Here is a 12,394-nt window from a genome sequence, read left to right on the forward strand (position 1 = left end):
TCACGCCGCACCAACGCCAACGCCAGCGCTCGGGCAACGCCGACGCCGACCGTGCCGCGCACCGCTCCCACCCGTCGCTGCCACCGCGATCGGCGTCGGACCACCGCCGCGCTACTCGTCTTCGCCGTCGTCGATGCGCAGTTCCAGGCTCAGCTGGTCGGCGTCGAGCTCGGCGAGGGCATGGCGCAGGGCCGCGGTGCTGTAGCGGCCGTCACGTCCCGCGTCGTGCAGGCGCCGGCGCATCGCCTCGATCGAGGCGAGCCGCAGTTCGAGGAAATCACGGACGCGGGTCGAGACGTCCTCGTCGGGTGGCTGAATGATCCGAGCACCGGCGCGCTCCAGGAGCTCCGGGGGGAACGTCGCGCCGTCGCGCCGTCGGAGCGTCCCCGCGTCGAGCGCGTCGCGGGCGGCCTCGCGGAGCTCCGCGTCGAGGGCGCGCTGCTCGTCGCGCGTCGGTCCTTCGCCACCCGCACCGGCGAGGCCGACCGACCGAACGACGGCGGGAAGCGTGAGCCCCTGCAGCACGAGGCTGAACAGCGCCACGAGGAAGGCGACGAAGATCAGCAGGGGGCGCTGCGGGGTGATCACCGGTAGGGTCTGGGCCGCGGCGAGGGTCACCACCCCGCGCATGCCGGCCCACACGATGACGGTGCCGTGGCGCGCGCCGAGCGGGGCGTCGCGGTAGTAGTCCAGATCGGCCATGGTGCGGGCGATGCGGGTTCGCATCCATCCGATCCGGCGTTCCGTCCGGGCGGGATCCGCACCCCGGATGCCGAACTGCTCCGGCGTCTCGCGGTACGCCTCCTCGAACCGGTCGAGGCGCTCTTGGGCCCCTTCGATCCGACCCTGACTGTGCGCGTGGCGGCGCCCGCGGAGTCCCTGCACCCAGATCAGCCCCGCCACCCAGAGCCCGCGCACGATCAACACGATCCCGAGAGCGCTGAGCGCGAGCCACGTGCCGTGCCACAGGCCCTCGTGTTCGCTGAGGTTCGCGCTGACGATGTCCTTCAGCTCGAGACCGAAGACGAGGAACACCCCGCCCTCGAGGACGAGTTCGACCGTGCGCCAGTTCAGGCGGTCGCTGATGCGCTGCTCCGGGGTGAAACGGCGCGCGGCCCCCTGGCCGGTGACGATCCCGGCGACGACCGCGGCGACCAGTCCCGATCCGCCGAGGTGTTCGGTGGGCAGGTAGGCGATGAACGGGATCGTGAAGCTGAGCGCCGTGTTGGCAGCAGGGTTTGCAAGCCGCTCCCGCACGCGCAGGTTCACCCAGCCGACGACGGCGCCCAGCGCGAGCGCGAGCGCGACGGCCCAGGCGAAGTCGGCGACGGCGTCGCCGAACGCGAATCCGGATGCCACGGCGGCCGTCGCGGTGCGAAGAAGCACGAGCGCGGTGGCGTCGTTGAGCAGACTCTCGCCCTCGAGCATCGTCACGACCCGGGGCGAGATGCCCAGCCGCTTGGCGATGGAGGTGGCCACGGCATCCGTGGGGCTCAGGATCGCTCCGAGCGCGATCGAGAGGGCGAGCCCGAGCCCGGGGATGACCGCCCAGAAGAACAGACCCAGCAACACCGAGCTGATGACGACCAGCACCACGGAAAGTCCCGCGATCGGCGCGAAGTCACGCCGGAACTCGATGGCCGGCAGCTGCACGGCCGCGGAGTACAGCAGCGGTGGCAGCACACCGACGAGGATGATCTCGGGATTGACGGCGAACGGCGGGACGAACGGCAGCAGGCTCACGGCGGCGCCCACGGCGAGCAGGACCAGGGGTCCCGCGACGTTGAAGCGCGGCCCGATGACCGTGGCGAGGGCGACCACCACGACGCCGGCGAGGACGACGAGGAGGGGATCGATCATGCTCAGAGGCTAGTCCGGGAGCGCGACCGCTCCGCACTGCATCTCGGGCGCTCGGCGAGTCGGCGTCTTCGCGACCGGGCGAGCTGTGGCCCGCCGACACGGCCGCAGCCGGACGCCGCGTCGATGGTGCCCCCCGGTCTCACGCTCACGCTCGCACGGGCCGCGGGCCGCGGCCCGGCGGCGGTGCCCCGGCCGCACGCAGCCCCGATGGCCCCGCCCCGGCCTCACGCTCGCGCGGGCCGCGGGCTCCGGCCGGACGGCGGTGCCCCGGCCGTCCGCCGCCGCGATGGCCCCGCGCGCGCCCCGCCTCAGCTCTCGGCGCGCACCGCGTCGGCGACCGCGCGCAGGCCCGCGAGCGTCTCGGCGAAGCTCGTCGACAGCGGTGACAGCCCGATCCGCAAACCGTGCGGATCGCGATAGTCGGGGATGACATCCTCCGTCCACAGGCGTGCGGTCACGGCCCGCATCGCGGGATGCGACAGCGTCACATGGCCCCCGCGTTCGCCGGAATCGCGGGGCGAGGCGAGCCGCACGCCGAGGGGGCTCAGAATCTCGTCGGCCACCCGCACCGCGAACTCGGTCAGCGCGACGGATTTCGCCCGGACCGCCTCGATTCCGGCCGTCTCCAACAGGTCGAGGGTGTCCTGCATCGCGATCATCGCCAGCACCGGCGGAGTGCCGGAGAGGAAGCGCCGCATCCCGTCGGCGGGACGGTAGACCGGTCCCATCGAGAACACGTCGGCGGCTCCCATCCACCCCTGCACGGGCTGCGAGAGGGTCTGCTGGTGGCGTGCGGCGACATACGCGAAAGCGGGCGAGCCGGGGCCGCCGTTGAGGTATTTGTAGGTGCAGCCGACGGCGAGATCGGCGCCCCACGCATCGAGCTCGACCGGTACGGATCCGGCCGAGTGGCAGAGGTCCCACAGCACCAGTGCCCCGGCATCGTGCGCGATCCGCGTGAGACCGGCGCCGTCGGCGAGGTACCCCGAGCGGTACGACACGTGGCTCAGCAGCACCACGGCGGTGCGTTCGCCGACCGCGGCGCGGAGCAGGTCGGCATCCACCCCGCGGGAGGTGTCGACGTCGACCCACACCACGCGGGCGCCGCGCTCCGCTGCGATGCCCTCGACGAGGTAGCGATCGGTGGGGAAGTCGTCGCGGCCGACGACGATCTCCACCCGCTGCGGGTCGAGGTTCATCTGCGCGTCGAGGGCCGCCCGCAGCAGCTTGTAGAGCAGCACCGTCGTCGAGTCGGCGATGACGGACTGACCGGATGCCGCGCCGAGCGCGAGCGCTCCGATGCGGTCGCCGATGGCGAAGGGCAGCTGCATCCACTGCTCGTCCCAGCCGCGGATGAGGCGGCCGCCCCACTCCTCGGTGACGAAGCGGGCGAGGCGGTCAGCGGTGGCGCGCGGGGGCCGACCGAGCGAATTGCCGTCGAAGTAGATCAGCGACGTCTCGGCGCCGACGAACGCCGCGCGATGGTGGCCCAAGGGGTCGTCGGCGTCGAGGGCGGAGGCTTCGGCCTCGAGCGAGACGCGGGGCACCTCGAGGTCGTCGACGGATCCGAAGTCGGGGGTGGGGTCAGTCGACACGCGTGAGCTCCTCGGTGACGACGACGGTGCCGTGGCTGAGCCAGGTCGGCATGTCGTCGGGGTCGGCGGGTAGGGGACCCGGCAGGAAAGTGGAGACCGCGCTCGTCGCCTCGGCGTGCGGCCAGGGATCGGTGAGGGTTGCGACGAGCGCGTCGCCGCGCACACCGGCCTCGTGCAGGCCCCGCAGCTCGCGGCGGTTCAGTCCGACCGGCAAGGCGCCGTTGCCGAGGTCGGTTCCGTAGAGCACACGCCCGCCGCGCGCGGCGAAGGCGCGCAGGTTGGCGACCGCTTGCTCGCGGGCGGCCCCCCGGTGGATGTCGATGGTCGAGATCCACGCCTGGCCCGCAGCGACGGCGCGCGAGAGGGTGCGGCGGGAGAGAGGAGCATCGAAGGGCGCGTGCGCGAGGGCGGCGACCCCCACCTCGATCGCCCGCTCGACCTGACCGGCTCCCTGCGCGTGCGCGACGACGGGCAGACCCCGCTCTCCCGCCGCGCCCACGATCGCCGCGAGGACGTCGTCGGACACGACGGGTCCGGCCTCGGCGTGCAGCGCCACCTTGATGACCGAGGCTCCGGCATCCGCCTGCGCGTCGACGGCGGTTCGTGCGCCGCCGGCGACCCCCGGATGGCCCGAGGCATCGGTGACGAGGCGCACCGTGGCATCCGGGGCCCATGACCGCCCCTGCGGGTACCCGCCGGGTGCCGTCAGGAAGGCTCCTGCGTACGAGACGCGGGGGAGCCCGCGCGCACGACGAGCGAGGCCGACGGGATCGCCGCCGAGGTCAACCACCGCCGCGACGCCGCGAGCGGCCAACGTCGAAGCATCGATGAGGTGCAGGTGCACGTGGTGGTCGACGAACGCCGGCAGGGCCGTGCCCTGTTCGCCGGTGAGTGCGCGCCGGACGGGCCAGGCGGCGGAGACGGTCACGCCGACGCGATCAGATCAGCGACAGCTCGCGGAGCTTGGCCTCGACGTCGGCATTGGAGGGCTCGACGTGGTGGCTGGAGTCGGGGTAGACGACCACGGGGATGCTGGTGCGACCCGAGATCTCTTTCGCGACATCGGCCGCGGCGGGGTCGGCCACCAGGTCGACGTACTCGTAGTCGATCCCCAGCTCGTCGAGATGCTTCTTGGTGCGGATGCAATCGCGGCACCAATCGGCGCCGAACATACGGATGGATGCGTCGGAAGACATGACTCCAGCGTACGCCGGTGCACCGACACCCGTCGCGGTCGGGCGCACGCGCCGGGACCGGGGCGGGCTCAGGCCGTGACTTCGTCTTCGAGGGGTTCGATGGCGCGAGCGGCTTTGCCGATGCGGCTCTTCTTGGGGGCGTAGACGACGAGGGCATGGAAGACGAAGCGCACCACGAACGCGGCGATGAGGGTGAGCCCCGCCGCGACGACGCTCTGGATGTGCGCCTGGCTGACGAGCACCCAGATGACGGGGATGCGGATGATCGCCTCGACGCCGTTGAAGGTGAACGATTTGATGAAGCGGTGGCGCATGAGCCCGGACTCGGCGCGCATGTCGGCGAACACCAGGTACTCGAGGGCGAGGAAGTTCGCCACGATCGTCACCACGCTCGCGATCACCGCGGCGACGATGTACTGCACCCCGACCATCTGCAGCGCCCACATGATGGCCAGGTTGGCGACGGCTCCGAGGCCGCCCACGAGCGCGAACGCCGACATGCGGCCGAAGCGCAGCATCGTCAGCTGCAGCAGGAACCGCATTCCCTGGCTGAACGAGGCCTTCGACTCCCCCGCGAAGCGGGGAGCGAACGAGAACGGCACCTCGGCGATGCGCATCTGCTTGCGGGCGAGGATCTCGAGCAGGATCTTGAAGCCCCGCGGCTGCAGCGTCTCGACCTCGAGGGCGCTGCGGTCGACGAGGAAGAACCCGGTCATCGGGTCGGAGCAGTTGTGCAGCTTCTTGGGGAACATCGACTTGGTCAGCAGCGTCGACGCGCGCGACACCGCGGTGCGCACGGCGTTGGCGAGACCGTCGGAGGTGCCCCCGGCGACGTAACGGGATGCCACGACCACGTCGACATCGCCCTGCTCGGCGCGGGCGAGGAGGGAGGCGATGACCTCCGGCGGGTGCTGAAGGTCGCCGTCCATCACCACGCACCGATCGGAGGCGGCGGCCTTGATGCCCTCCACCACGGCACCGCCGAGCCCGCCCTGCGGGTCGTCGCGGTGGATGAGGCGCACCGGGATGTCCGCGGTCGCCGCGACCGCGCGGATGATGTCGGGGGTGTCGTCGGTGGAGTCGTCGACGAAGATCACCTCGACGACTCGACCCGCCATGGCATCCGTCGTGCGACGCACGAGCTCAGCGACGTTCGGACCCTCGTTGAAGGTCGGAACGATGACGGAAAGATCCATGGGTACTCGCGTTTTCGTGGGAAGAGTCAGGGGAAGACAGCGTAGTGAGACCGACGCGTGCCTTCACAGGATTGTGGCGGACGTACCTGTGAGCTAGCGGTTGCCCGCCCCAGCGTCGGATGCGCGGCGGTGGCGCAGATGTCGACGGGGGTCGAGATCAGCCGATCTTGGCCTGCAGGTCTTCGACGGTCATGCCGTAGTCGATGCGGACGACGGGCAGGGCCAGCTTATCGGTCCCGATCCGCACGTACCCGGGTTCGATTCCGCGGGCCAGGTCGAACCCCGCCCGTCGGACGCCCTCCTTCGCGGTGTCGTCGTAATGACCGAAGGGGTAGGCGATGACCTCCTTGGCGCCGAGGATCCGGGCCGACGTCTCGAGGTCGGCGGCGATCGTGTCGGCGTCGTCGTTGACCATGCGGCCTTTGCCGTTGGCGCCGGCGCGATGCATGTCGTGCGTGTGCGAGCGCTGCATGACGAAGCGGTTCGGGGCGGGCTCGGTGCGGGAGGACGTGATGACGAAGGAGGTGGTCAACAGATTCCTCCTGTCGACGATCGGTGCCGCGAGTTCGAGCCAGGTGCTGTCGGCGTCGTCATCCGTGATCACGACCGAGTGCTTCGGCAGGTAGAGCGCGCCGTCGATGAAGGCGCTGACCTCGTCCCAGGTGGGGAGGTAGAACCTCCCGTCCTGGATGTGGGCCATCTGCGCGTCGAAGTCGCCGATGTAGGCGTAGTTGCCGCGGAGCCAGTTGTCTTCGCCCTCGGGCTTCTGCGTGAACTGGTGGTACATGAGGATCGGAAGCTCGGTGTCCTCCGCCCTGTTCGCCTCAGGTGTCGTCCACCCGGCGTACAGGGTGCGCTGTCGCTCCGTGCAGGTGACCAGATCCGCGCCGTTCACGCGCTCGGCGGTGTTCAGGGAGCTCGCGTCGGCAGCGGTGGCGTACCACCCCGCGAACACGCGACCGTCGGCCCGGGGGAGGGGGAGCGCGTTGTAGCGCACGTCCTCGGACTGCAGCTGCGGACCGAGCGCGATGCCGTCGCCGGTGAAGGACACCGCACACGCCTTCGGATCCGTCGCGCTCGCGAGCAACGCCTCGGCCGGGCTCAGGGGAGTGGGCGTCGGGGTCGGGCTGGAGGTCGGCTCGCTCGACGGCACCGTCTCGGCGACGGGATCGGTGGACGGACCGCGCGTGAGGGCGAAGGCGGTGACGCCACCGCCGATCAGCGCGATGGCGATGGTGGCGGCGACGGTGCGGCGCAGGCGCACGCGGCGAGAAGTGCGGCGACGGTGCTCGGCTCGGGTGACGGTCATGATGCCTCGGGTCGGCGGGCGGGTCGCCGCGATCCTATCGGGACCGCAAACGCAGCCCCGGGACAGTCCGCGACACGCCGAGGTGACAGGGCAGGATGAGGGGATGATCCGCATCGGCATCGTCGGGACCAGTTCCATCTCCGAGCGCTTCGCGGAAGCGGTGGCCGTCGTCGAGGGCATCGGGGTGTCGCGCATCGCCTCGCGCGACGCGGGGCGCGCCCGATCGTTCGCCGACCGCGTGGGAGCCCCGGGGGTCGCCGTCGGCCTCGACGACCTGCTCGCCGCGCCCGACGTCGACGCCGTGTACCTCGCCAGCCCCAACTCCGTGCACGCCGAGCAGATCGCCTCGGCGGTGGATGCCGGCATCCCGGTGCTCGTGGAGAAGCCCGCGGTGCTGACGGCGGGGGAGTGGGATGCCGCGGTCGCGCACGCCCGCCGGCGCGGCGTCGTGCTGCTCGAGGCGATGCGCACCGCCTACGACCCGGGTCTGGCCGCCGTCCGGGCCGCACTGCCCGAACTCGGAACCGTTCGGCGGGTCTCGCTGCGCTACGAGAAGCGGTCGGCGCGGTACGACGAGGTGCTGGCCGGTCGGCAGACGAACATCTTCGACCCCGCCCTGGGAGGGAGCGCGCTGCGCGATCTGGGGGTCTATCCGCTGCACGCCCTCGTGCGTCTCTTCGGCGAGCCGCGTGCCGTGCAGGGCGTGCGCGTGGGGATCGGTTCCGGAACGGACGGGCTCGGCAGCGCGCTGGCCGCCTACGAGGGCTTCGTGGCCGACATCGCGTGGTCGAAGGTCACCGACACGAGCCTGTCGAGCGAGATCCAGGGTGAGGGCGCCTCGCTGCTCATCGACGCGATCGACGCGCCGCGGCGACTCGTGCTCAGTCCGCGCGGCGGTGCGGCTCGCACGATCACGGTGCCGGCCGATGACAACCCGATGGTCGGGGAGGTGCGACGATTCGTCGACGCCGTGGCCGGTGCCGACATCGCCGCGGACCAGGACCTCACCGCCCTGACCCTGCGGATCGTCGACGGTCTGCTCGAGCGCCCTCTGGTCTGAGGGTTCACCCGTTGTTTCCCCCGCGACGGGAGGATGCCCGAATGCAGAGACCGGGGCGCGTGGGCGAGGTGTTCCTCGCGTTCCTCCGACTGGGCGTGACCTCGTTCGGCGGCCCGATCGCCCACCTCGGCTACTTCCGCGACGACCTCGTCGTGCGGCGGAAGTGGATGGACGACCGCGCCTACGCCGACCTCGTCGCCCTGTGCCAGTTCCTGCCGGGGCCGGCCTCGAGCCAGGTCGGCTTCGCGATGGGGCTGCAACGAGCGGGGGTGCGGGGAGCACTCGCCGCCTTCGTGGCCTTCACCCTGCCCTCGGCTGCCCTTCTCGTCGCCTTCGCCGGCGGGGCGGCCGCGCTGGGCGGAGTCGTCGGCGACGGCATCCTGTCCGGATTGAAGATCGTGGCCGTGGCGATCGTCGCGCACGCCGTGTGGGGAATGGCACGCTCCCTCACCCCCGACGCGCCGCGCGCGGGCATCGCGGTGGTCGCTCTCGCCCTGGCGCTGCTGCTTCCCGCCGCCCCGGGTCAGCTCGCCGCCCTCGCGATCGGTGTGGTGGCCGGTGTGGTCCTGCTGCGCGGGACCGACGAGGCCGACGCGGTGCCGGCGCCGTCGTTCGGCGTACGGAAGAGTGCGGCGGTCGGGTGCCTCGCGCTCTTCGTCGGCGGGCTGGTGGTGCTGCCGCTGCTCGCCGCCCTCACGGGATCGAGCAGCGTCTCCCTCGTCGACGCCTTCTACCGCGCGGGTGCGCTCGTGTTCGGTGGCGGACACGTCGTGGTCCCGTTGCTCCAGGCGGGCGTGGTGCAGACGGGCTGGGTCTCACCCGAGTCCTTCCTCACCGGGTACGCCGCCGCCCAAGCCGTGCCGGGGCCGCTGTTCACCTTCGCGGCGTACCTCGGCTCGGTCTCGGGGGCCGGGCCCGGTGGCATCCTCGGGGCCGCCCTCGCGCTCGGCGCGATCTTCCTCCCCGGCTTCCTCGTGCTCGTCGGCGCTCTTCCGTTCTGGGATGCCGTGCGCACGCGACCGCGCGTGCGGGCGGCGATGCGCGGGGCGAACGCGGCCGTGGTCGGCATCCTGGGCGCGGCGCTGTACACCCCCGTGTTCACGACCGCGATCACGGGACCCGGGTCGCTCGTGCTCGCCGCGGTGGGCTTCGTCCTTCTGACGGCGTTCCGGACTCCCGCGTGGGCGGTCGTGCTCGTCGGAGCCGCGGGCGGGATCGTGCTGGGCCTGGTGTGAGCCGGCGCCCACGGCGCAGGGGACGCAGCGTGCACAACGCAGGAGATGTGGGCGCCACCTCCGCCTCGTCCGCGGAATTCCGAGGGCCGCGTCAGGCGGCGCCGACGTTCTTCCTGCGTTGTGCACCGCCTGACGCCGCGACCTCGGCACCCGCGGCATCCTGAGACTCGTCTCCACGGTGCGTGACACCGGGTGTCGGCGGTGCCAGGATGAGCGCACGGCGACGCCGCCGGTGTTTTCGAGGGAGAGAACCGTGTTCCAGAGCCCCCATCCGCCCGTCGAGATCCCCGACCAGAGCATCTACGACTACCTGTTCGGCTCACTCGACGACGGCGACCTCGATCGGGTGGCGCTGGTGGACCCGGCCAGCGGTGCCGAGACCACGTACCGTGCGCTGCGCGCGCAGGTCGACGCCTTCGCGGGAGCGCTGGCCGCGCGCGGCGTCGGCACCGACACCGTCGTCGCCATGCTCTGCCCGAACGTCCCCGCCTTCGCGACGGTGTTCCACGGCATCCTGAGGCTCGGGGCGGCCATCACCACCATCAACTCCCTCTACACCGCGCACGAGATCGAGAACCAGCTGCGCGATGCCGAGGCCACCTGGCTCGTGACCGTGTCGCCGCTGCTGCCGCAGGCGCTCGAGGCGGCGCGGGCGGTCGGCATCCCCGACGAGCGGGTGATCGTGCTCGACGGCGTCGAGGGCCACCCCGACCTCCGCGCCCTGCTGAGCGAGGGGCGCACACCCCCCGAGGTCTCCCTCGACCCGGCCACGCACGTCGCCGTGCTGCCCTACTCGTCGGGCACCACGGGCGTGCCCAAGGGCGTGATGCTCTCGCACCGCAACCTCGTCGCCAACGTGCACCAGTGCCGCCCGGTGATCGAGATCGGAACCGACGACCGCGTGCTCGCGGCGCTGCCGTTCTTCCACATCTACGGCATGACGGTGCTGTTGAATCTGGCCCTACGTCAGCGCGCGACCCTCGTCACGATGCCGCGGTTCGACCTGATGGAGTTCCTCCGCGTCATCCAGGACCACCGCTGCACGTTCCTCTTCATCGCCCCGCCCATCGCCGTCGCCCTCGCCAAGCACCCCGCCGTCGAGCAGTTCGACCTCTCGAGTGTGCACAGCGTGTTCTCGGGCGCGGCCCCGCTCGACGGCGAGACGGCCGAGACCGCGGGGCGGCGCATCGGCGCCCGCTTCTTCCAGGGCTACGGCATGAGCGAGCTGAGCCCGGTGTCGCACGCCATCCCGGCGGAGGGAGGGATGCCGGTGAGCTCGGTCGGCGTGCTCATCCCCAACTGCGAGGCCAGACTCGTCGACCCCGAGACCGGCGCCGAGCTCGAGGACCACGGCGACGACGGTCTGACGGCGCCGGGGGAGATCTGGGTGCGCGGACCCAACGTCATGCTGGGCTATCTGAACCGGCCCGACGCCACGGCCGAGACCCTCGATGCCGACGGGTTCCTGCACACCGGCGACATCGGCGTGCACCATGTCGACGGCTACTTCACGATCGTCGATCGGCTGAAGGAGCTGATCAAGTACCACGGCTACCAGATCGCGCCCGCCGAGCTCGAGGCCCTGCTGCTGTCGCATCCGAAGATCCAGGATGCCGCGGTCATCGGGGTGCGCAGAGACGACGGCGAGGAGGTCCCCAAGGCGTTCGTCGTGGCGGCGCCGGATGCCGGCCTGACCTCCGACGACGTGATGGCGTTCGTGGCCGAGCAGGTCGCCCCGCACAAGAAGGTGCGTCAAGTGGAGTTCATCGACGTCATCCCGAAGTCCACCTCGGGCAAGATCCTGCGGAAGGACCTGCGGGCGCGCGAACGGTGACCGCCGAGGTCGGCTCCGGTTAGAGGCGGCGCGCCGGTCCGGTCGAGCGCCGGACGACCAGTGTCAGCGGCTCGGGTGTGCTGTCGATGACCTCGGGTGCGTGGACGCTGCGCAGCAGCGCGTTCACCGCGTCGCGGCCCTCGGCGCGGAAGTCCACCCGCACGGTGGTCAGGGGCGGCGAGAAGAACGCCGATTCGGGGGTGTCGTCGAGGCCCGTGACGCTGACGTCGCCCGGCACGTCGAAACCCGCCTCCGACAGGGCGAGCAAGGCCCCCAGGGCCATCTGATCGTTCGCGGCCACGATGGCCGTGGGCCGCCCGAGCGCGAGCAGCTCCCGTGTGGCGCGGTGCCCGGACTCGGCCGACCAGTCTCCCTCGACGTCTCCCGTCGACACCAGACCTCGCTCCGCCACGAGGCGCTCGTAGGCGAGTCGTCGGTTTCTGGCAGCCGACCACGTCAGGGGGCCGGAGATGTGTGCCACGTCGCGGTGTCCGAGGGCGATCAGGTGCTCCATGGCGAGCGGGATGCCGTTGAGCTGACCGGGCCCGGCGTCTTCGTCCTGTTCCGAGAACAGCAGGACGGGGACGTCGACGGCCAGTCCGGCGATCGCGCTGCGCATCTCGTCGGTGGAGGCCAAGGCGACGACGCCCGCGAGGTCGTGCTGCAGAAGGATCTCGAGGGCGCGGGTGATCTCGCCGGTGTCGCTCATGTCGAGGGCGACGATGTCGAGGAGATACCCGGCGTCGCGCGCGGCCGCGCTCGCGCCCTGCAGCACCTGGCTCGGCCCGACCTGGTCGATCTCGTGCGTGAGGGCGCCGAGGCGGTGCGAGCGCCCGGTCACCAGGGAGCGGGCGGTGAGGTTCGGCTTGTACTCGAGCGTTTCGAGGGCTCGCTCGATCTTGGCGCGGGTGGCCGAGCGCTGGTCGATACCGCGCATGTAACGGCTCACCGACTGGTGCGAGACCCCCGCTTCGCGAGCGATGTCGTAGATCGTGGCGGGCTTGCGCGGGGCGAGATCGGCTGCGGGGGGGCTGTCGGCGACGTGGATCGTCATCGATGGCCTCCTCTCCGAGCCTTGCGGTTGACGACGAGTCTGCACCCGAACCACC

10 protein-coding genes are annotated in these 12,394 nt (G+C 71.5%); 3 read left to right on the plus strand and 7 right to left on the minus strand.

Going from position 1 to position 12,394, the window contains the following annotated elements; all coding sequences use genetic code 11:
- Nucleotides 1-111: 111 nt before the first annotated feature.
- The 6 genes from ACTJJP_RS14230 to ACTJJP_RS14255 all read right to left on the minus strand — a co-directional run bounded on the left by ACTJJP_RS14230 (nt 112) and on the right by ACTJJP_RS14255 (nt 7,156).
- Nucleotides 112-1,860: a cation:proton antiporter gene (locus ACTJJP_RS14230; protein WP_440775633.1), complete on the minus strand. Its 1,749-nt coding sequence runs from the start codon at nt 1,858-1,860 to the stop codon at nt 112-114.
- A gap of 308 nt (nt 1,861-2,168) precedes the next feature.
- Nucleotides 2,169-3,407: a kynureninase gene (locus ACTJJP_RS14235; RefSeq protein ID WP_440775709.1), complete on the minus strand. Its 1,239-nt coding sequence runs from the start codon at nt 3,405-3,407 to the stop codon at nt 2,169-2,171.
- Between the two features lie 37 nt (nt 3,408-3,444).
- The gene (locus tag ACTJJP_RS14240; RefSeq protein ID WP_440775634.1) at nt 3,445-4,383 is read right to left on the minus strand and encodes an amidohydrolase family protein; all 939 of its coding nucleotides are present in this window, start codon (nt 4,381-4,383) and stop codon (nt 3,445-3,447) included.
- Between the two features lie 10 nt (nt 4,384-4,393).
- Nucleotides 4,394-4,651, minus strand: coding sequence for a glutaredoxin family protein (locus ACTJJP_RS14245; protein WP_440775635.1), 258 nt, complete (start codon nt 4,649-4,651; stop codon nt 4,394-4,396).
- A 68-nt stretch (nt 4,652-4,719) separates the two neighbouring features.
- Complete coding sequence (locus tag ACTJJP_RS14250; RefSeq protein WP_440775636.1) at nt 4,720-5,847, minus strand: glycosyltransferase; 1,128 nt, start codon at nt 5,845-5,847, stop codon at nt 4,720-4,722.
- A 157-nt stretch (nt 5,848-6,004) separates the two neighbouring features.
- Entirely contained in the window at nt 6,005-7,156 is a 1,152-nt protein-coding gene (locus ACTJJP_RS14255) for a polysaccharide deacetylase family protein (RefSeq protein ID WP_440775637.1), read from the minus strand.
- A 103-nt stretch (nt 7,157-7,259) separates the two neighbouring features.
- Between ACTJJP_RS14255 and ACTJJP_RS14260 the strand changes: the two genes are divergently transcribed.
- From ACTJJP_RS14260 to ACTJJP_RS14270, 3 genes are all read left to right on the plus strand, one after another.
- Nucleotides 7,260-8,216, plus strand: coding sequence for a Gfo/Idh/MocA family protein (locus ACTJJP_RS14260; protein ID WP_440775638.1), 957 nt, complete (start codon nt 7,260-7,262; stop codon nt 8,214-8,216).
- Nucleotides 8,217-8,257: 41 nt separating this feature from the next.
- The gene (gene chrA, locus ACTJJP_RS14265; protein ID WP_440775639.1) at nt 8,258-9,451 is read left to right on the plus strand and encodes a chromate efflux transporter; all 1,194 of its coding nucleotides are present in this window, start codon (nt 8,258-8,260) and stop codon (nt 9,449-9,451) included.
- Between the two features lie 253 nt (nt 9,452-9,704).
- Entirely contained in the window at nt 9,705-11,285 is a 1,581-nt protein-coding gene (locus ACTJJP_RS14270; protein ID WP_440775640.1) for an AMP-binding protein, read from the plus strand.
- Between the two features lie 19 nt (nt 11,286-11,304).
- Here ACTJJP_RS14270 and ACTJJP_RS14275 read toward each other — a convergent pair whose 3' ends face one another.
- Nucleotides 11,305-12,339, minus strand: coding sequence for a LacI family DNA-binding transcriptional regulator (locus tag ACTJJP_RS14275; RefSeq protein ID WP_440775641.1), 1,035 nt, complete (start codon nt 12,337-12,339; stop codon nt 11,305-11,307).
- Nucleotides 12,340-12,394: the final 55 nt, after the last annotated feature.

The sequence above is a fragment of the Microbacterium sp. 22296 genome, assembly GCF_052045385.1.
Taxonomy (GTDB): Bacteria; Actinomycetota; Actinomycetes; order Actinomycetales; family Microbacteriaceae; genus Microbacterium.